At 74.4% G+C, this 24,484-nt stretch carries 28 protein-coding genes; 17 read left to right on the top strand and 11 right to left on the bottom strand.

Annotated elements, in window-relative coordinates; genetic code table 11:
- Window positions 1–22: 22 nt before the first annotated feature.
- Genes HGB54_RS09665 through HGB54_RS09655 form a run of 3 tightly spaced genes read right to left on the bottom strand, consistent with a single transcriptional unit; the run spans window position 23 to window position 2,728 of the window.
- The gene (locus tag HGB54_RS09665) at window positions 23–487 is read right to left on the bottom strand and encodes a molybdenum cofactor biosynthesis protein MoaE (protein WP_168916234.1); all 465 of its coding nucleotides are present in this window, start codon (window positions 485–487) and stop codon (window positions 23–25) included.
- Window positions 480–1,469, bottom strand: coding sequence for a bifunctional molybdenum cofactor biosynthesis protein MoaC/MoaB (gene moaCB / locus HGB54_RS09660; RefSeq protein ID WP_323740666.1), 990 nt, complete (start codon window positions 1,467–1,469; stop codon window positions 480–482). Before moaCB ends, HGB54_RS09665 begins: the two co-directional genes overlap by 8 nt.
- The gene (locus tag HGB54_RS09655) at window positions 1,466–2,728 is read right to left on the bottom strand and encodes a molybdopterin molybdotransferase MoeA (RefSeq protein WP_168916232.1); all 1,263 of its coding nucleotides are present in this window, start codon (window positions 2,726–2,728) and stop codon (window positions 1,466–1,468) included. The genes moaCB and HGB54_RS09655 overlap by 4 nt, the downstream gene beginning before the upstream one ends.
- A gap of 110 nt (window positions 2,729–2,838) precedes the next feature.
- On the opposite strand from HGB54_RS09655, the gene HGB54_RS09650 reads away from it, so the two are divergent.
- Entirely contained in the window at window positions 2,839–4,542 is a 1,704-nt protein-coding gene (locus tag HGB54_RS09650; RefSeq protein WP_168916231.1) for a molybdopterin-dependent oxidoreductase, read from the top strand.
- Here HGB54_RS09650 and HGB54_RS09645 read toward each other — a convergent pair.
- Together HGB54_RS09645 and HGB54_RS09640 are read right to left on the bottom strand one after the other, a co-directional pair.
- Window positions 4,515–5,045 carry an MOSC domain-containing protein gene (locus HGB54_RS09645; RefSeq protein WP_168916230.1) on the bottom strand — a complete coding sequence of 177 codons (531 nt, stop codon included), beginning with the start codon at window positions 5,043–5,045 and terminating at the stop codon, window positions 4,515–4,517. The genes HGB54_RS09650 and HGB54_RS09645 overlap by 28 nt on opposite strands.
- Before the next feature lie 9 nt (window positions 5,046–5,054).
- The gene (locus HGB54_RS09640) at window positions 5,055–6,173 is read right to left on the bottom strand and encodes a ThiF family adenylyltransferase (protein WP_168916229.1); all 1,119 of its coding nucleotides are present in this window, start codon (window positions 6,171–6,173) and stop codon (window positions 5,055–5,057) included.
- Between the two features lie 101 nt (window positions 6,174–6,274).
- On the opposite strand from HGB54_RS09640, the gene HGB54_RS09635 reads away from it, so the two are divergent.
- The 4 genes from HGB54_RS09635 (at window position 6,275) to HGB54_RS09620 (ending at window position 8,835) form a co-directional block, all read left to right on the top strand.
- Window positions 6,275–7,132 carry a molybdate ABC transporter permease subunit gene (locus HGB54_RS09635; protein WP_168916228.1) on the top strand — a complete coding sequence of 286 codons (858 nt, stop codon included), beginning with the start codon at window positions 6,275–6,277 and terminating at the stop codon, window positions 7,130–7,132.
- Window positions 7,129–7,860, top strand: a complete 732-nt coding sequence (locus HGB54_RS09630; RefSeq protein ID WP_168916227.1) for an ABC transporter ATP-binding protein — start codon at window positions 7,129–7,131, stop codon at window positions 7,858–7,860. The genes HGB54_RS09635 and HGB54_RS09630 overlap by 4 nt, the downstream gene beginning before the upstream one ends.
- Before the next feature lie 76 nt (window positions 7,861–7,936).
- Window positions 7,937–8,428: a hypothetical protein gene (locus HGB54_RS09625; protein WP_168916226.1), complete on the top strand. Its 492-nt coding sequence runs from the start codon at window positions 7,937–7,939 to the stop codon at window positions 8,426–8,428.
- Window positions 8,425–8,835: a hypothetical protein gene (locus HGB54_RS09620; RefSeq protein ID WP_168916225.1), complete on the top strand. Its 411-nt coding sequence runs from the start codon at window positions 8,425–8,427 to the stop codon at window positions 8,833–8,835. Before HGB54_RS09625 ends, HGB54_RS09620 begins: the two co-directional genes overlap by 4 nt.
- A gap of 10 nt (window positions 8,836–8,845) precedes the next feature.
- Here the strand turns inward: HGB54_RS09620 and HGB54_RS09615 are convergent, their stop codons facing one another.
- Window positions 8,846–9,238: a DoxX family protein gene (locus HGB54_RS09615; RefSeq protein WP_228545781.1), complete on the bottom strand. Its 393-nt coding sequence runs from the start codon at window positions 9,236–9,238 to the stop codon at window positions 8,846–8,848.
- 129 nt (window positions 9,239–9,367) lie between these two features.
- On the opposite strand from HGB54_RS09615, the gene serA reads away from it, so the two are divergent.
- Together serA and HGB54_RS09605 are read left to right on the top strand one after the other, a co-directional pair.
- Entirely contained in the window at window positions 9,368–10,960 is a 1,593-nt protein-coding gene (serA, locus tag HGB54_RS09610; RefSeq protein ID WP_168916223.1) for a phosphoglycerate dehydrogenase, read from the top strand.
- Between the two features lie 63 nt (window positions 10,961–11,023).
- Window positions 11,024–11,440 (top strand): hypothetical protein, encoded by a 417-nt coding sequence (locus tag HGB54_RS09605; protein ID WP_168916222.1) that lies wholly within the window; start codon window positions 11,024–11,026, stop codon window positions 11,438–11,440.
- On the opposite strand, the gene HGB54_RS09600 is transcribed toward HGB54_RS09605, so the two are convergent.
- Window positions 11,437–12,021: a helix-turn-helix domain-containing protein gene (locus tag HGB54_RS09600; protein ID WP_168916932.1), complete on the bottom strand. Its 585-nt coding sequence runs from the start codon at window positions 12,019–12,021 to the stop codon at window positions 11,437–11,439. The two genes, HGB54_RS09605 and HGB54_RS09600, sit on opposite strands and share 4 nt — an antisense overlap.
- A gap of 164 nt (window positions 12,022–12,185) precedes the next feature.
- Between HGB54_RS09600 and speB the strand changes: the two genes are divergently transcribed.
- Window positions 12,186–13,133: an agmatinase gene (gene speB, locus HGB54_RS09595; RefSeq protein WP_168916221.1), complete on the top strand. Its 948-nt coding sequence runs from the start codon at window positions 12,186–12,188 to the stop codon at window positions 13,131–13,133.
- An 83-nt stretch (window positions 13,134–13,216) separates the two neighbouring features.
- On the opposite strand, the gene HGB54_RS09590 is transcribed toward speB, so the two are convergent.
- Complete coding sequence (locus tag HGB54_RS09590; protein ID WP_168916220.1) at window positions 13,217–13,462, bottom strand: DUF6458 family protein; 246 nt, start codon at window positions 13,460–13,462, stop codon at window positions 13,217–13,219.
- A 188-nt stretch (window positions 13,463–13,650) separates the two neighbouring features.
- On the opposite strand from HGB54_RS09590, the gene HGB54_RS09585 reads away from it, so the two are divergent.
- The 6 genes from HGB54_RS09585 (at window position 13,651) to HGB54_RS09560 (ending at window position 19,308) form a co-directional block, all read left to right on the top strand.
- The gene (locus tag HGB54_RS09585; protein WP_168916219.1) at window positions 13,651–14,703 is read left to right on the top strand and encodes a 3-isopropylmalate dehydrogenase; all 1,053 of its coding nucleotides are present in this window, start codon (window positions 13,651–13,653) and stop codon (window positions 14,701–14,703) included.
- A gap of 176 nt (window positions 14,704–14,879) precedes the next feature.
- A complete protein-coding gene (locus HGB54_RS09580) occupies window positions 14,880–15,968 on the top strand; it encodes a branched-chain amino acid aminotransferase (protein ID WP_228546026.1) in 1,089 nt (362 codons plus the stop codon).
- Window positions 15,961–16,383, top strand: coding sequence for a DUF6113 family protein (locus tag HGB54_RS09575; protein ID WP_168916218.1), 423 nt, complete (start codon window positions 15,961–15,963; stop codon window positions 16,381–16,383). Before HGB54_RS09580 ends, HGB54_RS09575 begins: the two co-directional genes overlap by 8 nt.
- Window positions 16,380–16,697 carry a ferredoxin gene (gene fdxA, locus HGB54_RS09570; protein WP_168916217.1) on the top strand — a complete coding sequence of 106 codons (318 nt, stop codon included), beginning with the start codon at window positions 16,380–16,382 and terminating at the stop codon, window positions 16,695–16,697. The genes HGB54_RS09575 and fdxA overlap by 4 nt, the downstream gene beginning before the upstream one ends.
- A gap of 14 nt (window positions 16,698–16,711) precedes the next feature.
- On the top strand, window positions 16,712–17,836 hold the full coding sequence (gene dapC / locus HGB54_RS09565) for a succinyldiaminopimelate transaminase (protein WP_168916216.1): 1,125 nt from the start codon (window positions 16,712–16,714) through the stop codon (window positions 17,834–17,836).
- A gap of 188 nt (window positions 17,837–18,024) precedes the next feature.
- Window positions 18,025–19,308, top strand: a complete 1,284-nt coding sequence (locus HGB54_RS09560) for a citrate synthase (protein WP_168916215.1) — start codon at window positions 18,025–18,027, stop codon at window positions 19,306–19,308.
- Between the two features lie 532 nt (window positions 19,309–19,840).
- Here HGB54_RS09560 and dapD read toward each other — a convergent pair.
- The gene (gene dapD, locus HGB54_RS09555; protein WP_168916214.1) at window positions 19,841–20,803 is read right to left on the bottom strand and encodes a 2,3,4,5-tetrahydropyridine-2,6-dicarboxylate N-succinyltransferase; all 963 of its coding nucleotides are present in this window, start codon (window positions 20,801–20,803) and stop codon (window positions 19,841–19,843) included.
- A gap of 59 nt (window positions 20,804–20,862) precedes the next feature.
- Here dapD and dapE point away from each other — a divergent pair, with 59 nt between their 5' ends.
- Both dapE and HGB54_RS09545 read left to right on the top strand, forming a co-directional pair.
- A complete protein-coding gene (dapE, locus tag HGB54_RS09550) occupies window positions 20,863–21,954 on the top strand; it encodes a succinyl-diaminopimelate desuccinylase (RefSeq protein WP_168916930.1) in 1,092 nt (363 codons plus the stop codon).
- Between the two features lie 91 nt (window positions 21,955–22,045).
- Window positions 22,046–22,213, top strand: a complete 168-nt coding sequence (locus HGB54_RS09545; protein WP_168916213.1) for a DUF3117 domain-containing protein — start codon at window positions 22,046–22,048, stop codon at window positions 22,211–22,213.
- A gap of 141 nt (window positions 22,214–22,354) precedes the next feature.
- Here HGB54_RS09545 and HGB54_RS09540 read toward each other — a convergent pair whose 3' ends face one another.
- Window positions 22,355–22,987 (bottom strand): O-methyltransferase, encoded by a 633-nt coding sequence (locus tag HGB54_RS09540; RefSeq protein ID WP_168916212.1) that lies wholly within the window; start codon window positions 22,985–22,987, stop codon window positions 22,355–22,357.
- Between the two features lie 64 nt (window positions 22,988–23,051).
- Between HGB54_RS09540 and HGB54_RS09535 the strand changes: the two genes are divergently transcribed.
- Complete coding sequence (locus tag HGB54_RS09535; RefSeq protein ID WP_168916211.1) at window positions 23,052–23,435, top strand: sec-independent translocase; 384 nt, start codon at window positions 23,052–23,054, stop codon at window positions 23,433–23,435.
- Between the two features lie 23 nt (window positions 23,436–23,458).
- Here HGB54_RS09535 and HGB54_RS09530 read toward each other — a convergent pair whose 3' ends face one another.
- Window positions 23,459–24,376 carry a LysR family transcriptional regulator gene (locus HGB54_RS09530; RefSeq protein ID WP_168916210.1) on the bottom strand — a complete coding sequence of 306 codons (918 nt, stop codon included), beginning with the start codon at window positions 24,374–24,376 and terminating at the stop codon, window positions 23,459–23,461.
- Window positions 24,377–24,484: the final 108 nt, after the last annotated feature.

The following is a 24,484-nucleotide window of genomic DNA, read 5'->3' as shown; positions in this document are numbered from 1 at the left end:
CCGACGCCGCCCGGCGCCCGGACTAGAGCCCGACCCACTCCGTCGCGCCGTCGGCGAGGTGCTGGCGCTTCCAGATGGGCACCTCGGTCTTGATGGCGTCGATGAGCGCGGCGAGGGTCGCGAAGGCCTCGGCCCGGTGCGGGGAGGCGACGGCGGCGACGAGGGCGAGATCGCCGACCTCGAGCGCCCCGGTGCGGTGCACGGCGGCGATGCGCAGGCCGGAGGCGGCGCTCGCGCGGGCGCAGGTCTGCGCGAGCAGGGCCTCGGCCTCGGGATGCGCCTGGTACTCGAGCCCGGTCACCGCGTGCCCGCGGTCGTGGTCGCGCACGACTCCGCGGAAGGTCACGACGGCGCCGTCGGATCGAGTGGCGACCCAGCGCTCGACGGCGTCCGCGTCGAGCGGCTCGGCGGTGACGCGAGCGAGGACAGCGCCGGCGTCGGCGCCGGCATCAACGAGCGCGCCGGCCTCGGCCGCGCCCTCAGCCATGGTCGCCGCCCGCGAGCTGGTCGACGAGGTGGTCGAGCAGCCCCTCGAGCACGGCGAGCCCGTCGCGCACGCCGCCGCGCGAGCCGGGCAGGGCGACGACGACCGCGCCGCGCGCGATGCCCGCGACGCAGCGGCTGAGCGCGGCGGTCGGGGTGGCAGCGAGGCCGCGGGCGCGCACGGCCTCGGCGATGCCCGGCAGGGCGGTGTCGAGACGGGCGCTGACGGCCTCGGGGGTGCGATCGTAGGGGCCGACGCCCGTGCCGCCCGTGACGAGCACGACGGCGGGAGCGGTCGCGAGCGCGGCGTCGAGGGCCTCGCCGACGGCCGCATCGGCGACGACGGTGACGGCGTCCACGGCGAAGTCGTGCTCGCCGAGCCACGCGGCGATCGCCGGGCCCGTCTCGTCGGGGCGGGTGCCCGCGGCGGCGCGGGTCGAGGCGACGATGACGGCGGCGGTGCGAGGTCGCACGGCGGGCGCCGGGGTGGGGGCCTCGACGGGCGCGTCATCGCGCATCCACTCGCCGCTGCGCCCGCCCGTCTTCGCCTCGAGGCGCACGTCGGTGAGCGTGCCGTGCGCATCCACCGCCTTCACCATGTCGTGCAGCGTGAGGCCCGCGACGGCGACGGCGGTGAGGGCCTCCATCTCGACGCCCGTGCGACCGGTGGTGCGCGCGGTGGCCGTGATGAGGATGCTCGAGTCGTCGAGCTCGAAGTCGATCGACACCGCGTCGAGGGGCAGCGGGTGGCACAGCGGGATGAGCTCGCTCGTGCGCTTGGCCCCGCCGATGCCGGCGAGGCGCGCGGTCGCGAGCACGTCGGCCTTCGGAAGTCCGTCGCCGCGCACGAGGGCGATGACGTCGGGGCGGGTGCGGTACCGGCCCGTCGCGGTGGCGACCCGCGCGGTGACCGGCTTGCCGCCCACGTCGACCATGCGGGCCCGGCCGTCGGCGTCGAGATGGCTGAGACCCGGTCGCTCGTTCACAGCACCCATGCTCGCACCTCGTCCCCGGCGTCGAGCCGCTCGACCTCGGCCGGGATCTCGATGATGCGGTCGGCCCGGGCCATCGCGGCGACGAGGTGCGAGCCGGGCCCGGCGACGGGCTCGATGCGGCCGCCGTCGACGGCCCGGGCGCGCAGCAGCTGCACGACGCCGGGGATCGAGCGCACATCGCGCGTGAGGGTGCGCCGTTCCCGCCCCGCGGGGGGCAGGCCGGCGGCCGCGCGCAGCTGCGGGGCGACGAAGAGCTCGACGGTCAGCTGCGCGCTGACCGGGTTGCCGGGAGCGCAGACGACCGGCACTCCCGCGTGCACGGCCGTCGCCTGCGGGCCGCCCGGCTGCATCGCGACGGAGCCCACCCAAGCGCCGCGGGGCTCGAGCACCATGCGCACGACCTCGAAGTCGCCCTTCGAGATGCCGCCGCAGGTGAGGATGAGGTCGCTCACCGTCGCGGCCGCGTCCAGCGCGGCGAGCAGCTCGTCGGCGTCGTCGCCGACCCGCGCGCGGTACGACACCTCGGCGCCGGCCTCGGTGACCGCGGCGACGAGCGCCGGTCCGTTCGCGTCGTGCACCTGGCCCGGCTGCGGCGCCGCGCCCGGCGCGACGAGCTCCGCTCCGGTGGTGATCACCGCGACGCGCGTGCGGGCCGTCACGGCGACGCGCTCGATGCCCGCGGCGGCGATCGCGGCGAGGTGGCGCGAGGCGAGACGGATGCCCTCCGGCAGCAGCTCGGAGCCCGCCCGCAGATCGTCCCCCCGCTCCCGCACGTACTCGCCTGCCGCCCGCGCCCGCACGATGCCGACGCTCGAGCCGGATCCTCCCGGCCGGGTGTCCTCGACCGGCACCACCGCGTCGGCCCCCTCGGGAACGGGCGCCCCCGTCATGATGCGCACCGCGGTGCCCGGGGCGAGCGGCTCGACGCGGCCCGCGGCGGCGGCGACGACGCCGACGACCGGCAGCTCGACGACGACGCCGTCGGGGGAGCCCGCGACCGGGCGTCCGGCGGCGGCGACGTCCGCGGCGCGCACGGCGTAACCGTCCATCTGCGCGTTGCGGAACAGCGGCAGGTCGACGGGGGAGGCGATCGCGGCGGCGGTGACGCGCCCGAGGGCTTCGACGAGCGGCGCCGACTCGGTGCGGGCGGGCGGCGCGGTGGCGAGCAGGGCGGCGACGGCGCGCCGGTGCTCGTCGACGCTGCGGCGCGGGGCGCCGGCGGGTTGCGCGGCGGCGGAGAGCTGGCTCATGCCCTCAGTATCGCGGCGAGTCCGGCGCGGGCGCGGGGGCTCGGCGCACCGTAAGGAATCGGAAAGGTTTACGGAGGGCGCCCTCAGCTGCTCATGCGTAGCCTCTGACCATGACCGCACGCGCACGCACCCTCTGGGCCGCTCTCACCGGCGCGGTCGCCGCGGGGGCGGCGCTCGCGACGACCGAGCTGCTGGCGCTGCTGCTGGCGCCGGCCAGCAGTCCGGTGCTCGCGGTCGGAGCGCTGGCGATCGATCTCGCGCCGCCGTGGCTGAAGGACGTCATGATCGCGCTCTTCGGCGTCAACGACAAGCTCGTGCTACTCATCATCGTCGGCCTCCTCGTCGCCGTGCTCGCCGTGATCGCCGGGCTGCTCGAGCGCCGCCGCCCGCCGTGGGGCGCCGTGACGGTCGGCGTGGTCGGCATCGTCGCGCTCGTCGCCGTGCTCACCCGGGCCGAGGCGACCTCGCTCTGGGCGGCGCCGACCGCGATCGGCTTCGTCGTCGGGGTGCTCGTGCTGCGCCTGCTCACGGCGCGGCTGCGCGTCTGGGAGGAGGCGGCCGCGACGGCCGCCGCCCCCGCAGCGCCCGTGCGCGGGGCCGCCGCCCCCGCGACTCCCGCCTCCGCGACTCCCGTCCCCGCGACCCCCGCCCGCGGCCCCTTCGCCCCCGGCGTCCCGACCGCGATCGCGACGGCCCCGCGCCGCCCCGCCCGCTCGGATCCCGCCGCCCGCACCCCCGCCGATCTCGGCCGCCGCGGCTTCCTCGGCATGCTCACGGCGACGGCCGCGGGCGCGGTCGTCGTCGGGCTCGGATCGCGCGCGATCGCCTCCGCCACCGCGATGGCGCAGCGCGCCCGCGACGCGATCGTGCTGCCGGCCGCCGCATCCGCCGCCGCCCCGCTCGCGGCCGGCACCGCGCTCGACGTGCCGGGCATCACCCCGCTCGTCACTCCGAACGCCGACTTCTACCGCATCGACACGGCCCTGCAGGTGCCGAGCATCGATGCGAGCCAGTGGCGCCTGCGCGTCACGGGCCTCGTCGAGCAGGAGGTCGAGATCGGCTGGGACGAGCTCGCCGCGATGCCCCTGCAGGAGTCGTACGTCACCCTCATGTGCGTGTCGAACGAGGTCGGCGGCGATCTCACCGGCAACGCGCTCTGGTTGGGCCACCCCATCCGCGACGTGCTCGCGATGGCGCGGCCCCTGCCCGAGGCCGACATGGTGCTCTCGCGCAGTCAGGACGGCTGGACGGCGAGCACGCCTCTCGACGTGCTGACCGATCCCGATCGGGATGCCCTGCTCGCGATCGGCATGAACGGCGAGCCCCTGCCGCTCGAGCACGGGTTCCCCGTGCGCATGGTCGTGCCGGGCCTCTACGGCTTCGTCTCCGCGACGAAGTGGGTCGTCGAGCTGCAGGTGACCCGCTTCGACGCCGACCTCGCCTACTGGAGCACGCGCGGCTGGTCCGAGCGCGGCCCGGTCAAGACCCACTCGCGCATCGATGTGCCGCGCGCCTTCTCCTCCGTCGGGCAGGGCACCGTCGCGGTCGCGGGCATCGCCTGGGCGCAGCACACCGGCATCGAGCGCGTCGAGGTGCGGGTGGATGGCGGGCCGTGGGCCCGCGCCCGGCTCGCCGACGCGATCTCGATCGACACCTGGCGGCAGTGGGTCTACGAGTGGGACGCGACGAGCGGCTCGCACCTGCTCGAGGTGCGGGCGACGGACGCCGCCGGCATGACGCAGCGATCCACGCAGGTGCCCGTGGCGCCCGATGGCGCCGAGGGGTATCACGGCGTGATCGTGCAGGTCGCCTGACCGCGGTGCAGCGCACCGCTCGAGAGCACGGCGCAGCGCATCCCGCCGCGGCCGCGCAGGGCTCGGAACGCGCCGGGCGCGAGCTCGGCATCCATCCACGCGCAGGGGTTCGCCGGGCGCGTCGCGCGCAGCACGACCTCGCCCTCGCCGGTGTCGAGGCGGATGGTCGCGCCGCGCAGCGCGTCGACGTCGAGCCCGCGCGTGAGGATGTTGCGCCGAGCGCGGCGCGCGGCCTGCTCGGGGTTGAGCCCGAAGCGCTCGGCGAGCTCGTCGATCGTCTCCATGGCGAGCAGGGTCACGGCGGCGCCGACGTGAGCCCGGTGCCCGAAGTAGCGGTCGCCGACGATCCCGAGACCCTCGCGCAGCTCGATGCGGTCGTGCAGCTCCTCGCCCGCGGCGGGCAGCGCGCCCTCGGCCGGCCGGCCCTCGTAGCGGTGCAGCGGGGAGGCGAGCAGGTGCACGAGCTCGATCGTGCGCGGGGTTGTCGGGGTCGCATCGGTCATCGGGCCTCCTCAGTAGCGGGCGACGTCGGGGTCGACCTGCGCCGACCAGGCGTCGATGCCGCCCTCGAGGTGCTGCGCGTCGAACCCCGCCGCGCGCAGCACGGCGAGCGCGGTGAGCGACCGGATGCCGTGGTGGCAGTACGCGATGACGGGCCGGTCGGCGTCGAGCACGTCGAGCATCGCGGGCAGGGCGCCGAGCGGCATGAGCCGCGCGCCGGGGATGCTGCCGATCGCGAACTCCCACTCCTCCCGCACGTCGACGAGCTGCACGCGCTCGGCGCCGCCGGGGGCCGAGAGCCGCGCGGCGAGCTGCGGGGCGGTCAGCGCATCGGTGCCCGCCGCCTCGGGATCGCCGCCCGCGTCGACCCCGCAGAACGCGGCGTAGTCCATGAGCCCCGTCACCGGCTCGGCGGTCGGGTCCGCGGCGTACGCGAGCTCGCGGAACGCGCCCGTCAGCGCGTCGTACGTCGTGACGCGGCCGGTCAGGGGCTGCCCGATCCCGGTGATGATCTTGATCACCTCGGTGGCCATGATCGAGCCGACGATGCCGCACACCGTCGGCAGCACGCCGCCGCGCGCGCAGTCGAGCACCGTCCCGGGCGGGGGAGGGCTCGGGAACAGGTCGCGGTAGCCCGGGCCGCCGGCGAGCCGGCCGACGCCCGCCTGCCCGCCGTAGGCGAGCACCGCGCCCCACACCAGCGGCCGCCCGGTGATGCTCGCGACGTCGTCGGCGAGGTAGCGCGTCGCGAAGGTGTCGCTGCCGTCGACGATCAGGTCGTAGTCGCGGGCGAGCGCGAGCGCCGCCTCGCCCTCGAACCGGGAGGGGTGCCGGATGACCTCCGCCGCCGGCGCGATCGCGACGAGCCGCTCGGCCGCCGAGTCGACCTTCCGCCGCCCGACGTCGGCCGCGGCGTGCACGGTCTGGCGGTGCAGGTTGGAGCGCTCGACGACGTCGTCGTCGATGATCCCGATCGTGCCGACGCCGGCGGCCGCGAGAGCGGGCAGCACGGCGCTGCCCAGCCCGCCGGCGCCGATCACGAGCACCCGGGCATCGGCGAGGGCCTGCTGGTTGCGGGGCTCGAACCCCGGCAGCGCGAGCTGCCGGGCGTGCAGGGCGGCGTCGATCACCCCCGCAGTCTCGCACCCCCGGCCGGGCGGCGGCCGCGTCGCGGGGATGCCGCGACCCGCGGCGGCTATCGTCGAGCGCGGCACGGCGAGGAGCGTGGGTCATGACCGGAACCGAGGGCGGCGCGCGCCCGCTGCGCGCACCGCGGGGGCGTGCGCGGGGCGCGCGCATCCCGATGCCGGTCGCCGTGCTCGCGGGGCTCGCCATCGCCCTCGTGACGGCCCCGCTGCTCGCGCTCGTCGTGCAGGCGCCGTGGTCGCGCCTCGTCGAGATCCTCGGCGGCTCGGCGGCGCTCGCGGCGCTCGCGATGTCGCTCGGCACCGCCGCCGTGTCGACGCTGCTGAGCCTGCTGCTGGGCGTGCCGCTCGCACTCGTGCTCGCCGACGGGCGCCGGGTCGAGCGCCCGTCGCGCGCCCGGCGCGCGGTGCGGGCCCTCATCACCGTGCCCGTGGTGCTGCCGCCCGTCGCGGGCGGGGTGGCGCTGCTCGCCCTGCTCGGGCCGCAGGGGCTGCTCGGCGCGCCGCTGCTCGACGCGACGGGTATCGCGATCGCGCCGAGCATCGCCGCGGTCGTGCTCGCCCAGACCTTCGTCGCGATGCCGTTCCTGGTCTTCGCCGCCGAGGGGGCCGTCCGGGGTGCCGATCGCCGCACCGAGCTCGCCGCGGCCTCGCTCGGCGCCTCGCCGCTGCGCGTGCTCGTCCGCGTGACGCTGCCCCTCGCCGGCCCGGGCATCGCCGCCGGGGCGGCCCTCTGCTTCGCGCGCGCCCTCGGCGAGTACGGGGCGACGGTCACCTTCGCGAGCAGCGTGCCGGGCGTCACGCGCACGCTGCCGATGGCGATCTACGAGCAGCTGCCCGACGACCGTCCTGCCGCGATCGCGCTTTCGCTGCTGCTCGTCGGCCTCTCGGTCGTCGTGCTCATCGCGCTGCGCGACCGCTGGACCCCGGGGCTGCGCGCATGACCTCCGGCCTCCCGCCCGCGCTCCGCGTCGACGCGACCGTGCACCGTTCGGGGTTCGCGCTCGAGGCGGCGCTCGCCGTGCCGGCCGGGCGGGTGCTCGGCATCGTCGGCCCGAACGGCGCGGGCAAGTCGACGCTGCTGCACGCCGTGCTCGGCGACCTGCCGATCGCGGCGGGCAGCGTCGAGATCGGCGGGCGCGTCGTCGATGCGGCGGGCGGCGGTCGGGCGGTGCCGATCGAGCGCCGTCGGGTCGGGATGGTCTTCCAGCAGCCCCTGCTGATCCCCCACCTCTCCGTGCTCGACAACGTCGCCTTCGGCCCGCGCGCGCACGGCGCCCCCCGGCACGAGGCCGCCGCGAGGGCTCGGAGCTGGCTCGAGTGCCTCGGCATCGCCGGGCTCGCCCGCCGCCGCCCGCACGAGCTCTCGGGCGGGGAGGCCCAGCGCGCCGCCATCGCCCGGGCCCTCGCGGCCGATCCGGAGGTGCTGCTGCTCGACGAGCCCCTGGCGGCCCTCGACGTCGAGGCCCGCACGGCGGTGCGCGAGCACCTCGCCGTGCATCTGGGCGGGTTCCGCGGCGCGGTGCTGCTCGTGAGCCATCACCCCGCCGACCTGGCCCTCGCCGACCGCGTGCTCGTGCTCGAGGGCGGGCGCGTCGTGCAGGAGGGTGCGCTCGCGCAGCTCGCGGAGGCCCCGGCCACCGACTTCGTGGCGCGGCTGCTCGCGCGATGACGGCTCCGTCCTCGGTCGTCCCCGGCCTCCCCGCCCCCGCAGCCGGCTCCCCGTCGGTCGTCGCTATGCTGACCGCATGAGCTCCGACCGCCCCGACGACGCACTGAGCTGGGGCGACGAGGCCGACGCGAGCTACGTCGACCCGGGGCGCGACGACCTCGATCGCGCGGGCACCGATCGCGCCGGCACCGATCGCGCCGGCACCGATCGCGCCGACGCCGATCCGGCGGCCGGCGACCCGTCCGGAGCGGCCGCCGCCGCGCGCGCGCCCGGCGACCGCCGCCGGGCGGCCGTCACCGCCGCGACCGGCGTGCTCGGCGGCGTCTACCTCATGTACTCCGTCGGCTGGATCCTCGGCCTGCAGCTGCTCTCGCTCAACGGGCCGACGCTGCTCATCGAGATCATGTACCAGTTCGGCGAGTTCCTCGCGATCATCGCCTCCGCGCTCTGGTTCGCCACGACCCTCGCCCTCACCCGCGGCGGGCGCCCGGCCGCGCGCCTCGGCTGGCTCGCCCTCGGCGCGCTCGTGCTCGTGCCGTGGCCCTTCCTCCTCGGAGTGCTCGCATGACCGCCGCCCCGCCGCCGCTGCCCGACGAGGCGCGCGCCGCATCCTCCGCCGACGAGAGCGGTCGGGATGCCGCTGCCGGCCCCGTCGACCGCCCGCGCTTCGGCGCCGCCCGCGCGATCGTCGCCGTGCTCCTCGGTCTGCTCGTCGCCTGGTTCCTCTGGGACGGCCTCTCGAGCCTCGTCGGCCTGCCGGCCCAGTACGAGGCCCTCGGCATCGCCGACCGTACGCCCTGGGTCGTGCTCGTGGCCGGGGTGGTGGCACCGCCGCTGATCTTCGGCCTGGGCATCCTGCTCGCCCGCCGGCAGTCGGTGACGCGCTTCACGCTCGCGCTCATCGTCGCCCTCGCGACGATCGCGACCACGCGCCTCAGCCTCATCGCGGCCGCCGCGAGCCTCAGCGGCTTCTAGCCGACCGCGCTCAGACCGGCGAGAGCCCCACCCACAGCACGAGGGCGATGAGCACGACCTGCCCGATGAGGCGCGGCCAGAACGGGATGGCGATGCGGCCGAAGCGCTCGGGGTGGCGCGCGGCGTAGGCGTTGGCCGGGAAGACGGCGACGAGGAAGACCGCGAGGGCGATCCCGGCCGCGGCGCGCGTCGGCTCGATGAGCAGCCCGACGCCGCCCGCGATCTCGGCGACGCCGGTGAGTCGCACGAGGGTCTTCGCCGAGAAGGGGCGGCCGCGCATCCCGGGCGGGATGATCGCGGCCATGCCCCGCCCCGCCGCGGGGACGAAGTGCAGCGCGCCCATCGCGATGAAGACGACGGCGGTCACGATGCGGGCGGCGATGACCGGCGTCTCGGGCGTCATGCCCGCCATTCTGCCTGCGATAGCCTGGGGGCACCGGCCGCCCCGCGCGCGCGGCGACCGCGACCACCCTCTGCGCCACCGCCGCCGCGACTCCCGCCGCACTCTCGTGCCCCCTGTAAGGACGCTCCTGTGACCAAGCCGGTCGTGCTCATCGCCGAAGTTCTGTCGCCCGCCACCGTCGACGCCCTCGGGCCCGACTTCGACATCCGTCACGTCGACGGCACCGACCGGCCCGCGCTGCTCGCGGCGCTCGCCGAGGCGCAGGCCGTGCTCATCCGCTCGGCGACCCAGATCGACGCCGAGGCGATCGCCGCCGGCACCGGGCTCAAGGTCGTCGCCCGCGCGGGCGTCGGCCTCGACAACGTCGACGTCAAGGCGGCCACGGCCGCGGGCGTCATGGTCGTCAACGCGCCCACGTCGAACGTCGTCTCGGCCGCCGAGCTCGCCGTGGGGCACCTGCTGGCGCTCTCGCGCCACATCCCCGCCGCCGACACCTCGATGAAGGCGGGGGAGTGGAAGCGCTCCGCCTTCACCGGCGTCGAGCTCTACGAGAAGACCGTCGGCATCGTCGGCCTCGGCCGCATCGGCACCCTCGTCGCCCAGCGCCTCGCCGGCTTCGGCGTCGAGCTCGTCGGCTACGACCCCTTCGTGCCGCCGGCCCGTGCGCAGCAGCTCGGCGTCACCCTGCTGAGCCTCGACGAGCTCATGGAGCGCAGCGACTTCATCACCATCCACATCCCGAAGACGGCGGAGACGACGGGCCTCATCGGGGCGGCGCAGTTCGCGAAGGCGAAGCCCTCCCTGCGCATCGTCAACGCCAGCCGCGGCGGCATCATCGACGAGGATGCCCTGCACGAGGCCCTCGTCGCCGGCCGCATCGCGGGCGCCGGTCTCGACGTCTTCGTCAGCGAGCCCCCCGTCGGCTCGCCCCTCATCGGGGCTCCGGGCATCCAGCTCACCCCGCACCTCGGCGCCTCGACCGACGAGGCGCAGGAGAAGGCGGGCGTCTCGGTGGCCCGCTCGGTGCGCCTCGCCCTCGACGGCGAGCTCGTCCCCGACGCGGTCAACGTCGCCGGTGGCGTCATCGATCCGAGCGTGCGTCCGGGCATCCCGCTCATGGAGAAGCTCGGCCAGGTCTTCGCGGGCCTCGCCGACCACCCCTTCGCGAGCATCGACGTCGAGGTGCGCGGCGAGATCACGGCGCACGACGTCGGCGTTCTCAAGCTCGCCGCGCTCAAGGGCATCTTCAGCAGCATCTCGAGCGAGCAGGTCAGCTACGTCAACGCGCCGCTGCTCGCCGAGCAGCGCGGCGTCGCCGTGCGCCTCCTCACCGAGGCGACGAGCGAGGAGTACCGCAACCTGCTCACCATCCGCGGTGCGCTCGCCGACGGCACGCAGCTGAGCGTCTCGGGCACCCTCGTGGGCGCGAAGCAGGCGCAGAAGATCGTCGCCATCAACGGCTACGACGTCGAGGTGCCGATGGCCGAGCACCTCATCGTCATGCTCTACACCGACCGCCCCGGCATCGTCGCGGTCTACGGCAAGGAGTTCGGCGAGGCGAGCATCAACATCGCCGGCATGCAGATCGCCCGCCACCGCGCGGGCGGCCCGGCGCTGAGCGTGCTCACGGTGGACAACCGCGTGCCCGACGCCCTGCTCGAGCGCGTCGGCGCCGCGATCGACGCCGACCTCATGCGCGCGATCACGGTCGTCGAGAACTGATCGGGCCCGCGCTCCGGCGCTGAGCGCCCGCAGGGCGTCGACCGCGTGCGTACAGTGGGGAGCATGACCGAGCACTCCTCGACCTCCGACTCGCCCGACGGCTCCTCGGCGCCCCGCGATCCCGCCGGTCTCGTCGCGGGTTCCGCCGCGGGCACCCTGTCGCTCGCGCTCGCGGGGGCCGCGGCGGTGATCGCTCTGGTCACCCAGTTCCTGCTGGTGGTGCTGCCGTTCTCCTGGGGCGGCGGAAGCCGCTTCTCCTTCGCGTTCGTGCAGATCATGCAGCTCGGCGGCTCGCTGCTGCAGGTCGTGCTCGGCGTGGCGGCGATCGTCGTCGGCGTGATCGCCCTGCGCTCGGGCACCGGTGCGGGGCGCCGGGCCGCCGCCGGCATCGGCGCGGGCGCCATGCTGACCGTGCTGGTCGTCGGCGGCGTGGTCACGAGCGCGGTCTCCTCCGCGGCCGTCTCCCTGACCGGCTTCTAGCTCGACCCGCTCCACGCTGCGGGCACGAGCACCCACACGGTCTCGGTGACGCCGTCGTGGCCGTTGCGCCACGTGTGCGGCTCGCGACCGGGGAAGGTCGCCGTATCGCCCGCCCGCAGCAGCGAGACCTCGTTGCCGAGCCGCAGCTCGAGCACCCCCGAGACGACGTGCAGCACCTCGACGTCGCAGTTGATCGTGTACGGCTCGGCCCCGCCCGAGGCGCCGGGCTGCAGCATCGACCGCAGCAGCTGCACGCGCCCCTGCCCGCGGGGGGTCAGCAGCCGCTCCTCGACGCCCGTGCCGCCCATGTTGATGAGCGGCGCCTCGGCGAGCCGCACGAGGTCGTTCTCGACGCTCTCGAAGAGGTCGCCGACGGGCATCGAGAGCACCTGGCAGACGGTGATGAGGGTCGCGACGCTCGGCGAGGTCTCGTCGCGCTCGACCCGGCTGAGGAAGCCGCGGGTGAGGCCGGCCGATTCGGCGACCTGCGCGACCGTGAGGCCCTGCGCGAGTCGGGATGCCCGCAGTCGGGCTCCGATGCGCACGGGTTCGCGGCTCGCGGTGGGGTGGACGGGTCTCACGGCGCCTCCGGCAGCGGTCGGGTCGAGCGGGTACGGGTCGAGCACGTGCTGGGGCACAGACTATTCGGTCTCCGCTCATGTTCACCAGGAAGCATCACATGGGCACCCGCGGTGACTACTCTGGAGCGACCGCGGCGCCCGCCCGTCGCGACGAGAGGAATCGCATGCCCCCCGAGCCCGTAGGCCCCGCCGACGCGAGCCGGCGCCCGCGCTACGCCGACATCGCCACCTTCGCGCGACTGCCGCGCCTCGACGAGGTCGACCGCGCCGACATCGCCGTGGTCGGCGTGCCCTTCGACTCCGGCGTCAGCTACCGCCCGGGCGCCCGGTTCGGCCCGGCCCACGTGCGCGAGGCCTCGCGCCTGCTCCGGCCCTACAATCCCGCACAGGACGTCGCGCCGTTCTCGACGCAGCAGGTCGTGGATGCGGGCGACATCGCCGCCAACCCCTTCGACCTCGGCGAGGCCGTCGCGGCCATCGAGCAGGCGGCGCGCGAGCTCACCGCCGACGGCACGCGGCTCGTCACCATCGGCGGCGACCACACGATCGCGCTGCCGCTGCTGCGGGTGGCGGCCGAGCGCGCGGGCCGGCCGGTCGCGGTCGTGCACTTCGACGCGCACCTCGACACCTGGGACACCTACTTCGGGGCTCCCGTCACGCACGGCACCCCGTTCCGCCGCGCGAGCGAGGAGGGGCTCATCGATACGACGGCGAGCCTCCACGTCGGCATCCGCGGCCCGCTCTACAGCCGGCAGGATCTGCGCGACGACGAGCGGCTCGGCTTCGCCGTCATCACCTCCGACGACCTGCAGGACGAGGGGCTGCCGCGCGCGATCGAGCGCATGCGCGCCCGCCTGGGGGATGCCCCCCTCTACGTCTCGATCGACATCGACGTGCTCGATCCCGCGCACGCCCCGGGCACGGGCACGCCCGAGGCCGGCGGCATGACGAGCCGCGAGCTGCTCGGCATGGTGCGCGCTCTCGCCCCCCACCGCATCATCGGTGCCGACGTCGTCGAGGTCGCCCCCGCCTACGATCACGCGCAGCTCACGGCGGTCGCCGCCGCCCACGTCGCGTACGAGCTCATCTCGGCGATGGCGCCGCGCGACTGAGCGCGCGCACGGCCGGATGCGGCCGCGCATGCGAACGGCGCCGCCCCCCGAGGGGTGCGGCGCCGTTCGTCGTTCGAGGAGCTCTAGATGACGTCGGACTCGCGACGCGTGACGCTCTCGCCGCTGACCGGGTCGGTGCGGCGGTGCTCCGTGGAGACCGCCGAGCGGCGCCGCGCCATGAGCGCGATGCCGATGATGACCGTCACGGCACCGGCGGCCATCAGGATGTACCCGATGGTCGACAGCTCGATCCAGTCGAGGCTGACGTTGACGGCGAAGGCCATGATGGCGCCCACCGCGAACAGGAAGATTCCGAAACCGATGCTCATAGGGGGAGCTCCTTTCGTTTCAGGGCCTGACTTTAGCGTTTCCTGTGTATTCGCGGCCACCACCGCCGATCCGGCGGCGCGGCGGAACCGATAGCCTGGGCCAGCGCGCGCCCCGGGAATCCGCCGATCCGCGCCCAATCTGAGATTCTGCTGGATGCCCGTCCCATCCCCCTGCGAGAGGCCCCGCCGTGACCCGCACCATCGACCTGGCCGTGATCCCCGGCGACGGCATCGGCCCCGAGGTCATCGCCGAGGCGCTCACGGTGCTGCGGGCGGCCGTCGACGGCGCCGCCGAGGTGCGCGAGACGCACTACCCGCTCGGCGCCGCGCACTTCCTCGAGACCGGCGAGATCCTCTCCGACGAGACGCTCGAGGCCCTCGGGCGGCACGAGGCGATCCTGCTCGGGGCGGTGGGCGGCGACCCCCGCGACCCGCGACTGGCCGGCGGCATCATCGAGCGCGGCCTGCTCCTGCGCCTGCGCTTCGCGCTCGACCACCACGTGAACCTGCGCCCGACGCGCATCCTGCCCGGCGTCACGAGCCCGCTGGCGAACCCCGGCGCGGTCGACTTCGTCGTCGTGCGCGAGGGCACCGAGGGCCCGTACGTCGGCAACGGCGGGAGCATCCGCGTCGGCACCCCGCATGAGGTCGCGAACGAGACGAGCGTCAACACCGCCTACGGGGTCGAGCGCGTCGTGCGCTTCGCCTTCGCGCAGGCGCAGGGGCGTCGCGGGCGCCTCACGCTCGTGCACAAGACCAACGTGCTCGTCAATGCGGGGGCGCTCTGGCAGCGCACGGTCGACCGCGTCGCGGCCGAGTTCCCCGAGGTGACGGTCGACTACCTGCACGTCGACGCGGCGACGATCTTCCTCGTCACCGATCCCGCGCGCTTCGACGTCATCGTCACCGACAACCTCTTCGGCGACATCCTCACCGACCTCGCGGCCGCCATCAGCGGCGGCATCGGGCTCGCCGCCTCGGGCAACCTCAACCCCTCGGGTGCGTTCCCCAGCATGTTCGAGCCCGTGCACGGCTCCGCCCCCGACATCGCGGGGCAGCAGAAGGCCGACCCCACCGCGGCGATCCTCTCGGTGGCGCTGCTGCTCGAGCAGACCGGCCTCGCCGAGGCGGCGGCGCGCGTCGAGCGCGCCGTGGCCGACGACCTCGCGTCGCGGGGGGATGCCCGGCGCACGACGAGCGAGGTCGGCGACGCGATCGTCGCCGCGCTCGCGCGGGGCTGAGACGCCGCCGCACCTCGCTCCGGCGACGGCCGCCCAGCCGGCGCCGCGCCCGAAGAGTCCCGCGAACCCGCGGGGAGTACCCTGAATCCACACTCCACCGGCGGGGAGCATCCCCGCACCGGCGACCCTCGAGGACGACCATGACGATCCCCCTGCAGATGGCCTCTCAGAGCCTGATGTTCCAGACCCTGCGCTCCGAGAACCCGCGGTCGGTCGAGGAGCGCGAGGCGATCCTCGCGGATCCGGGCTTCGGCAAGCACTTCACCGACCACATGGTCGACATCTGCTGGAGCGAGCGCGGCGGCTGGCACCGCCCCCGCGTGCAGCCCTACGGCCCCATCGCGCTCGACCCCTCCGCCGCGGTGCTGCACTACGGGCAGGAGATCTTCGAGGGCCTCAAGGCCTACCGGCACGCCGACGGCGGCATCTGGAGCTTCCGCCCCGATGCCAACGCCCGCCGCCTGCAGCGCTCCGCCCGCCGGATGGCCCTGCCCGAGCTGCCCACCGAGCACTTCCTCGCGTCGATCCGCCGCCTCATCGCCGTCGACGGCGACTGGGTGCCCAGCGCCCCCGAGACGAGCCTCTACCTGCGCCCCTTCATGTTCGCGAAGGAGGCCTTCCTCGGCGTGCGGCCGGCGAACAAGGTCAACTACTACGTCATCGCCTCGCCCGCGGGCGCCTACTTCAGCGGCGGCGTGAACCCCGTCTCGATCTGGCTCTCGACCGAGTACTCCCGCGCGGGCAAGGGCGGCACCGGCGCCGCCAAGACCGGCGGCAACTACGCGGCCTCGCTCGTCGCGCAGGCCGAGGCGGCCGAGCACGGCTGCCAGCAGGTGCTGTTCCTCGACTCTGTCGAGGGCGTCTGGCTCGAGGAGCTCGGCGGCATGAACGTCGTGCTCGTCACGAAGGACGGCACGCTCATCACCCCGCACAGCCACTCGATCCTCGAGGGCATCACGCGAGACTCGATCCTGCAGCTCGCCGAGGATCGCGGGCACCGCGTCGAGCGCCGCCCCGTCTCGCTGCAGGAGTGGCGCGACGGCGTCGCGAGCGGCGAGATCGTCGAGGCCTTCGCCTGCGGCACCGCGGCCGTGGTGACGCCGATCGGCCTGCTGAAGGGCGTCGTCGACGGCGAGCCCTTCGAGGTCGGCTCGGCCGACGCCGTCCCCGGGGAGCTCACCATGTCGCTGCGCCAGGAGCTGACCGACATCCAGTACGGCCGCCGCCCCGATCCGCACGGGTGGATGCTCCGCCTCGATGCCTGACCGCCGCCTCGCCGCGCTGCTCGCCCGAGCGGGCTCCACGGCGCTCGCCGCGCTCGCCGGCGCCGTGCTCGGCATCGTCGGCTCGTTCACCCATCAGTCGCTGCCGCCGCTCGGCATCGTCCTCGCCCTCGGCACGGCGGCGATGCTGCTCACCGGCGTGCGCGTGACGACGCGGGGCCGCCTGCCGACGGTCGCCGCCGCGGCGCTGCTCGGGGTCGTCATCGCCCTGCTCGCCCCCGTGAGCCCGAGCGGCAGCGTCGTCATCCCCGGCAACCTGCTCGGCTACTCCTGGGTCGTCGGCGTGGGCGTCATCGCGCTGCTCGCGCTCGCCTGGCCCGACGTTCAGCGGCCTCACCGCGCCGCGCCCAGTAGCATCTACGAGTCCCCTGAAGAAAAGGAACCGACAGCGCCGTGACCTACGTGATCGCCCTTCCCTGCGTCGACGTGAAAGACCGCGCCTGCATCGACGAGTGCCCCGTCGACTGCATCTACGAGGGCGACCGGATGCTCTACATCCACCCCGACGAGTGCGTCGACTGCGGCGCCTGCGAGCCGGTGTGCCCCGTCGAGGCGATCTACTACGAGGACGACCTGCCCGAGCAGTGGAGCGACTACTACACCGCGAACGTCGAGTTCTTCCAGGAGATCGGCTCGCCCGGCGGAGCGGCCAAGGTCGGCGTCATCCACTCCGACCACGCGGTGATCACCGCGCTGCCCCCGCAGGCCTAGTCCCCCTCCGAGCCGTGGCGCTGCAGCTGCCCGACTTCCCCTGGGATTCGCTCGCACCCTTCGCGACGCGTGCGCGGGAGCATCCCGAGGGGATCGTCGACCTCTCGGTCGGCTCGCCCGTCGACCCCACCCCCGACATCGTGCGCGAGGCGCTCGTGGCCGCGACCGACGCGCACGCCTACCCGCAGACGATGGGCACGCCCGAGCTGCGCGAGGCGATCGCCCGCTGGTTCCTGCGGCGCCGCGGCGTGACGCTCAGCGGCCCCGACTCCGTGCTGCCGACGATCGGCTCGAAGGAGCTCGTGGCCCTGCTGCCGCTGCTGCTCGGACTCGGCCCCGACGACGTCGTCGTGCACCCGCGCACGGCCTACCCGACCTACGCCGTCGGCGCCGCGCTCATCGGGGCGCGCGCCGTCGCCGAGGACGACCCGGCGCGCTGGCCCGAGGGCACGCGGCTCGTGTGGCTCAACAGCCCGGGCAATCCCGACGGCGCCGTGCTCGGGGTCGACGCGCTGCGCGCCGCGGTGCGGCGGGCGCGCGAGCTCGGGGCCGTGATCGTCAACGACGAGTGCTACGGCGAGCTCGGCTGGGAGGCGGAGGGGTGGGCGCACGCCGACTCGAGCGCTCCCGAGCGCGTGCCGAGCATCCTGGCCCCCGAGATCGTCGGCGAGGATCACGCGGGCGTCCTCGCGGTCTACTCGCTGTCGAAGCAGTCGAACCTCGCCGGGTACCGCGCGGCCTTCGTCGCCGGCGACCGCGCCCTCGTGCGCTCCCTGCTCGAGGCCCGCAAGCACGCCGGGCTCATCCCGCCCGCGCCCGTGCAGGCCGCCATGATCGCCGCGCTCGACGACGACGCCCACGTCGCCGCGCAGAAGGAGCGCTACCGCGCGCGACGGGATGCCCTGCGCACCGCCCTCGAGGGCGCGGGCTTCCGCATCGACCGCTCCGAGGCCGGGCTCTACCTCTGGGCGAGCCGCGACGAGCCCTGCTGGGACACCGTGGAGCGGCTCGCCGCCCTCGGAATCCTCGTCGCCCCCGGCTCCTTCTACGAGGGCGAGCGCTCGACGCACGTGCGGTTCGCGCTCACCGCGACCGACGAGCGCATCGCCGCGGCCGTAGCACGTCTCGCGGCGTTCTGAGCCCTCGCTGTCGGCCTCCACGAGGGGTTCTGGAGGCTCTCCACAAGCGGGCCGCACGGCTCTTGGCCGATGCGGTACTGGTCAGCGTTTGCGCCTAGGCTGTAGCCGGGCCCCCGCCCGGCGCCGCCACCCCGCGCGCCGCGGGCATCCCGCCACCACCCCCGACCACCCCAACGCGAGGAGGCGCAGTGAGCGACGCCGACAAGGCCGAACTGCAGTTCCCAGGAGGAACGGCGCAGTTCCCGATCCTGACCAGCGTCGACGGCGCATCCAGCATCGACTTCTCCACCCTCACCAAGCAGACCGGCTACACGGCCCTCGACTACGGCTTCGTGAACACGGCCTCGACCAAGAGCGCCATCACCTACATCGACGGCGAGAACGGCGTGCTGCGCTACCGCGGCTACGCCATCGAGGACGTCGCGGCGAACGCGAGCTTCCTCGAGGTCGCCTGGCTGCTCATCTACGGCGAGCTGCCGAGCCCGTCCGAGCTCGCGGCCTTCGACGAGCGCGTGCGCCGTCACACGCTGCTGCACGAGGACCTCAAGCGGTTCTTCGACTCGCTGCCGCACAACGCGCACCCGATGTCGGTGCTCTCGAGCGCGGTCAGCGCGCTGTCGACGTACTACGGCGACTCGCTCGACCCGCACGACCCCGAGCAGGTCGAGATCTCGACCATCCGCCTGCTGGCGAAGCTGCCCGTCATCGCGGCCTACGCGCACAAGAAGTCGGTCGGCCAGGCGTTCCTGTACCCCGACAACTCGCTGAGCTTCGTCGACAACTTCCTGCGCCTCAACTTCGGCACGATGGCCGAGCCGTACCAGGTGAACCCCGTGCTCTCGACGGCGCTCGAGCGCCTGCTGATCCTGCACGAGGACCACGAGCAGAACGCCTCCACCTCGACGGTGCGTCTCGTCGGCTCGACCGAGGCCAACATGTTCGCCTCCATCTCCGCCGGCATCAACGCCCTCTCGGGCCCGCTGCACGGCGGCGCCAACGAGTCGGTGCTGACGATGCTCGGCCGCATCCGCGACAGCGGCGAGAGCGTCGAGCGCTTCGTCGAGCGGGTGAAGAACAAGGAGGACGGCATCAAGCTCATGGGCTTCGGCCACCGGGTCTACAAGTCGTACGACCCGCGCGCCAAGCTCGTGAAGGAGAGCGCCGACGCCGTGCTCGCCGACCTCGGCATCGACGACCCGCTGCTCGACATCGCGCGCGAGCTCGAGCAGATCGCCCTCGACGACGACTACTTCAAGGAGCGCCGGCTCTACCCGAACGTCGACTTCTACACGGGCGTCATCTACAAGGCCATGGGCTTCCCGACCCGCATGTTCACGGTGCTCTTCGCCATCGGGCGCCTCCCCGGCTGGATCGCCCACTGGCGCGAGATGAACTCCGACCCGCAGACGAAGATCGGCCGCCCCCAGCAGCTCTACATCGGCTCGGCCGCGCGCGACTGGCCGCAGCGCTAGGGCTCGCGCCGCCCGACCGCGCACCCCCGCTCGCCTCTCCGGCCGGCGGGGGTTCGTGCTGTGCGACGTCCGATCCGGGATGCTCGCGCCGGGCATCCCGCCGCCGCGCGGGCTCAGCCCGCTCGCGCGCCGGGGTGCGCGCGTCTCGTGATGCGGCCGAGGTGCGCGCCGATGCCTGCCGACGCAGGCGTGTCCGCGGAGCGCGGGTCAGCCGTCGACACGCCGACCCCGGCCCGCTGACGCCGGCGAGCCGCCGAGTCGACCGCGCCACGTGGACAGCGTCGCACGTGCACCCCGGCGCCTCGACCTCCAGACACGGTGAACTCCGTTCACCCGATCCGAGGTTGTGGAAGGGACGCCATGGCGAGGGCCGCCCGCGCGCGAGCGCGGTGAGACGCAGCCATGGCGAGACGGCTCACGCGCCACGGAGGGGCGCTCGCGAGGTGTCGCGATCACGCGGACGGGCGCGGGGGATCCGCCGCTGGAACCCCGCGATCCGGGATGCCCGAGCCGGGCATCCCGCCGCCCCGGCCTACGCGTGCAGGGCCTCGTTGAGCTGCACGCCCGCGCCCGTGCGGGGCAGCACCTCGACCGCGCCGGTGAGCGAGTTGCGGCGGAACAGCAGCCCCGCCACGCCCGAGAGCTGCGCGGCCTTCACCGTGCGGGGCTCGCCATCCGGGGAGACCGAGCCATCGAGCACGACGACCTTCGTGCCGGCGGTGACGTAGAGGCCCGCCTCGACGACCGAGTCGTCGCCGATCGAGATGCCGATGCCCGAGTTCGCGCCGAGGAGGGCGCGGGCGCCGATCGACACGCGGTGGGTGCCGCCGCCGGAGAGGGTGCCCATGATGGAGGCGCCGCCGCCGATGTCGCTGCCGTCGCCGACGACGACGCCCTGGCTGATGCGGCCCTCGACCATCGAGGCGCCGAGGGTTCCGGCGTTGAAGTTGACGAAGCCCTCGTGCATGACGGTCGTGCCGGGGGAGAGGTAGGCGCCGAGGCGCACGCGCGAGGCGTCGGCGATGCGCACGCGCGGCGGGGCGACGTAGTCGAGCAGGCGCGGGAACTTGTCGATGCCGAGCGGCGATACGCCCGCCCGCTGCAGCGCGGGCCGGTGCGCGGCGAAGTCGTCGGGGTGCACGGGCCCGGCCGTCGTCCACATGACGATGGGCAGGTGGCCGAAGACGCCGTCGAGGTTCAGCCCGTTCGGCTCGACGAGGCGGTGCGAGAGCAGGTGCAGGCGCAGGTAGGCATCGGGCGTGGATGCCGGAGCCGCGTCGAGCGCGATCTCGACCGTGCGCACCTCGAGGCGCACGCCCCGGCGCTCGTCGTCCCCCTGCAGGTGCTCGATCTCGGCGGGCACGATGTGCGGATCCCGACCCGCGGGCAGCGTGCCGAGCGCGGGGGAGGGGTACCAGGTGTCGAGCACCTCGCCATCGGCGACGCGGACGGTGGCGAGGCCGTAGCCCCAGGCGTGAAGAGAGGTCTCGGGCATGGCTCCAGGCTACCGGCGCGGCAGGAGGGCGGGCGCTGAGAACTAGGCTCGATCGGGTGATGCAGACTGCCCAGGAACCCTTCCCCCGCGCCCTCCTCGCCGACCCCGTCGCCCTCACCGCGGCGCTCTGCGACATCCCCAGCGTCTCCTCCGACGAGCGCGCCATCGCCGACGCGATCGAGGCGACCCTGCGCGCCCACGCCCCGCACCTCGAGCTCGTGCGCGACGGCGACGCGATCGTCGCCCGCACCGCGCTCGGCCGGCCGCAGCGCGTCGTCATCGCCGGACACATCGACACCGTGCCGATCAACGACAACCTGCCCACCCGCCTCGAGGAGGGCGTGCTGCACGGCCGCGGCACCGTCGACATGAAGGGCGGCTGCGCGGTGCTGCTGAGCCTCGCCGTCGAGCTCGTCGAGCCCGCCTACGACGTCACCTGGGTCTTCTACGACCACGAGGAGGTCTCGAGCGACCTCAACGGACTCGGCCGCCTCGCCCGCACGCGCCCCGAGCTGCTCGAGGCAGACTTCGCCATCCTCGGCGAGCCGTCGAACGGCACGGTCGAGGGCGGCTGCAACGGCACCCTGCGCGTCGAGCTGCGCACGACCGGCCGCCGCGCGCACTCGGCCCGCGCGTGGAAGGGCGTCAACGCCATCCACGCCCTCGAGCCCGCGCTCGCCGCGCTCGCCGGCTACGCTCCCGCGACGGTGACCGTCGACGGCCTCGACTACCGCGAGGGGCTCAACGCCGTCGGCATCACGGGCGGGGTGGCCGGCAACGTCATCCCCGACGCCGCCGTCATGGAGGTCAACTACCGCTTCGCGCCCGACAAGTCCGCAGCCGAGGCCGAGTGGCTGATGCGCGAGCTCTTCGAGACCGAGAGCGTCCAGGTGGTCGTCACCGACGCCGCCGCGGGCGCCCGCCCCGGGCTGGATGCCCCGCTCGCGCAGCACTTCCTCACCGCCGTCGGCGGTGCCCCCGCTCCGAAGTACGGCTGGACGGACGTGGCCCGCTTCAGCGAGCTCGGCATCCCCGCGGTCAACTACGGACCGGGGGATCCCTCGCTCGCCCACGCCGACGACGAGCGGGTCGACGTGCAGCAGATCGTCGACTGCGCGCGCGGGCTGCGCGCCTGGCTCGCCGCCGGCTGAGCATCCCCTCGTCGGGGCGGCCGTCGATTTAGCGTCAGCGCATTCATAGCGGATAATGATCGAGGAGCTTTCATCGAAAGGGGAGACCACTATGGCCGCCATGAAGCCGAGAACCGGCGACGGACCGATGGAGGCTGTCAAGGAAGGACGCCTCATCATCGTGCGCGTCCCGCTGGAGGGCGGCGGCCGACTGGTCGTCTCCGTCAACGACGACGAGGCGCGCGAGCTGCACGGCGCGCTCGCAGCCGCCATCTCCTGACGACAGCATCATCCGCGTCGAGCGGGGTCGGGCCTTCGGGCTCGGCCCCGCTCGGTCGTTAACGGGGGGCGTTCGGCAGGCGGCGTTCGGCAGCGGGCGCGTCTCGGCGTCGCCGACGATGCGGCGAGGGGATGCCCGGCCTCAGGCCGAGCGCTTGACGAGCTGCAGCAGGCCGTCGCCGACGGGCGAGAGCGCCACGTGCACCGCGTCCGAGGCGACGAGCTCGCCGATCACGCTGCGGAACTCGCGGGTGACGCCGTCGCGCTTGGCCGGGTCGGGCACGGTGTCGCGCCAGAGCGCGTGGGTGATGGCGACGAGGCCGCCGACGCGCACGAGCCGCAGCGCGTGCTCGAGGCTCTCGAGCAGGCCCTTGGGGTCGGCGTCGACGAGCACGACGTCGTAGCTCGCCTCGTTCATGCGCGGCAGCACGTCGATCGCGCGGCCGGTGATGAGGCGCACGCGGGCGGCGGGATGCCCGGCGTCGGTGAAGAAGCGGCGCGCGCCGGCCTGGTGGTCGGCCTCGACGTCGATCGAGGTGAGGTGGGCGTGCGGGGCGCCGCGGAGCATCCACAGCCCGCTGACGCCGAGGCCGGTGCCGATCTCGATGATGCTCTGCGCGTCGATGGCGGCCGTGGCGAGGGCGAGGTGAGCGCCCGTCGCGGGACTGATGGGCTCGACGCCCTGCTCGAGCGAGTGCGCGCGCGCGGCGACGATCTCGTCGGGTTCGACCACCGACTCCTCGACGTACTTCCAGCTCAGTTCTTTCCCGGCCACGGCACTCTCCTTCGCGCAGCCAGCCTAGGGGCGGCGCTCGGGTTCGCCCGGCTATTCTGACCGGGTGTCCTTCGGTCTGACGTTCGAGAAGCTGCTGCTCATCGGGCTCATCGCCGTGCTGCTCATCGGGCCCGATCGGCTGCCCGGGTACGCGGCCCAGTTCGCGCGCCTGATCCGCTCGCTGCGCGACATGGCGAACGGGGCGAAGGAGCGCATGCGCGAGGAGATGGGCCCCGACTACGACGACGTCGACTGGAAGAAGCTCGACCCCCGCCAGTACGACCCGCGCCGCATCATCCGCGAGACGCTGCTCGAGGACGACGCGAAGCCGGTGAAGCCGACGGCGGCGGCGGTCGTCTCGGCGCCCGTGCGCGAGTCGGCGTACGCGCAGCGGCAGCGCCTGCTGCGGGAGGGGCGCCCGGCGCCCTTCGACACCGAGGCGACCTAGCCGAGTCCCCTGGGCGGACGTGTTCAGGGCGTGCGGTACCGGGAGGAGACGAGCTCCGCCTCCTCCCGCAGCAGCTGCACGACGCGGCGCACGCTCGGCCGCACGGCGCGGTCGGCGCGCAGGATCGCCGAGATCTGGCGCTCGGCGGCGACGCCCGAGATCGGCCGGGTGACGAGGCCGTTGCCGTGGCTGCGGGTGGTGAAGCGGGGCAGGATGGCGAGCCCGACGCCCGCCGCGACGAGCGCCTCGACGATGAGGTTGTCCATGACGCGCTGCACGATGCGCGGGGCGCGCCCGGTGACGGCGGCGAGCGCGTCGTGCACGCGGTCGTAGGGGTAGCCGACGGGCGAGCCGATCCACGAGGCGCCGACGACGTCGGCCGGGCGGATGACCGTCTTCTGCGCGAGCGGGTGGTCCTCGGGCATGGCGATGTCGAAGGGCTCGACCATGAGCGGCACGACCGTGAGCCCGCGCTCGCTCCAGTGCCGGGGCACGCCCTGGCTGTCGGCGATGACGACGTCGAAGTCGGGGGCCAGCTCGGCGAAGTCGGGCAGCGCGAGATCGTGGTCGGTGACGACGACGTCGAGCCCGGGCTCCTCGCCGAGCCGGGTGAGCAGGCCGGGCAGCAGCATCTGGCCGGCGGTGGGGAAGGTCGTGAGGGTCACGGTGCCGGTCGGGCTGCGCGTGAACTCCTGCCACAGGGACTCGGCCTCGGCGGTCGCGAGCGCGATGCGGCGGGCCGTCTCGGCGAGCGCCTCGCCGGCATCGGTGAGCTGGATGCCCCGGCCGACCCGCGCGGTCAGAGGTACGCCGGCCTCCTGCTCGAGGCGCTTGAGCTGCTGCGAGACCCCGCTCGGCGTGCGGTGCGTCGCCTGCGCGACCGCGGTGATCGAGCCGCGATCGGCGAGCTCGCGCAGCAGTTCCAGTCGGCGCACGTCCATGTAGTCAGACTACAAGATCACTGAAGGAGCAATCGCTGGTGCTGCACGGTTGCGGCTGGTGGAATATGACTGTTCACGAAAGGACACCACCGCCATGACCGCCCTGCT

The sequence above is a fragment of the Microcella flavibacter genome, from assembly GCF_012530535.1.
Lineage (GTDB): Bacteria > Actinomycetota > Actinomycetes > Actinomycetales > Microbacteriaceae > Microcella > Microcella flavibacter.
The sequence above is the reverse complement of the archived record's forward strand: the minus strand, read 5'-3'. Positions and strand labels throughout refer to the sequence as shown.

Coding starts and splice junctions, on each gene's coding strand:
- HGB54_RS09615 (WP_228545781.1), bottom strand. CDS start 9,238: ATGACGCCCGAGACGCCGGTCATCGCCGCCCGCATCGTGACCGCCGTC.
- speB (WP_168916221.1), top strand. CDS start 12,186: ATGCCCCCCGAGCCCGTAGGCCCCGCCGACGCGAGCCGGCGCCCGCGC.
- HGB54_RS09590 (WP_168916220.1), bottom strand. CDS start 13,462: ATGAGCATCGGTTTCGGAATCTTCCTGTTCGCGGTGGGCGCCATCATG.
- HGB54_RS09545 (WP_168916213.1), top strand. CDS start 22,046: ATGGCCGCCATGAAGCCGAGAACCGGCGACGGACCGATGGAGGCTGTC.
- HGB54_RS09645 (WP_168916230.1), bottom strand. CDS start 5,045: ATGACCGATGCGACCCCGACAACCCCGCGCACGATCGAGCTCGTGCAC.
- HGB54_RS09635 (WP_168916228.1), top strand. CDS start 6,275: ATGACCGGAACCGAGGGCGGCGCGCGCCCGCTGCGCGCACCGCGGGGG.
- HGB54_RS09575 (WP_168916218.1), top strand. CDS start 15,961: ATGCCTGACCGCCGCCTCGCCGCGCTGCTCGCCCGAGCGGGCTCCACG.
- dapE (WP_168916930.1), top strand. CDS start 20,863: ATGCAGACTGCCCAGGAACCCTTCCCCCGCGCCCTCCTCGCCGACCCC.
- HGB54_RS09620 (WP_168916225.1), top strand. CDS start 8,425: ATGACCGCCGCCCCGCCGCCGCTGCCCGACGAGGCGCGCGCCGCATCC.
- HGB54_RS09530 (WP_168916210.1), bottom strand. CDS start 24,376: ATGGACGTGCGCCGACTGGAACTGCTGCGCGAGCTCGCCGATCGCGGC.
- HGB54_RS09625 (WP_168916226.1), top strand. CDS start 7,937: ATGAGCTCCGACCGCCCCGACGACGCACTGAGCTGGGGCGACGAGGCC.
- HGB54_RS09650 (WP_168916231.1), top strand. CDS start 2,839: ATGACCGCACGCGCACGCACCCTCTGGGCCGCTCTCACCGGCGCGGTC.
- HGB54_RS09665 (WP_168916234.1), bottom strand. CDS start 487: ATGGCTGAGGGCGCGGCCGAGGCCGGCGCGCTCGTTGATGCCGGCGCC.
- HGB54_RS09655 (WP_168916232.1), bottom strand. CDS start 2,728: ATGAGCCAGCTCTCCGCCGCCGCGCAACCCGCCGGCGCCCCGCGCCGC.
- HGB54_RS09580 (WP_228546026.1), top strand. CDS start 14,880: ATGTTCCAGACCCTGCGCTCCGAGAACCCGCGGTCGGTCGAGGAGCGC.
- dapD (WP_168916214.1), bottom strand. CDS start 20,803: ATGCCCGAGACCTCTCTTCACGCCTGGGGCTACGGCCTCGCCACCGTC.
- HGB54_RS09630 (WP_168916227.1), top strand. CDS start 7,129: ATGACCTCCGGCCTCCCGCCCGCGCTCCGCGTCGACGCGACCGTGCAC.
- HGB54_RS09605 (WP_168916222.1), top strand. CDS start 11,024: ATGACCGAGCACTCCTCGACCTCCGACTCGCCCGACGGCTCCTCGGCG.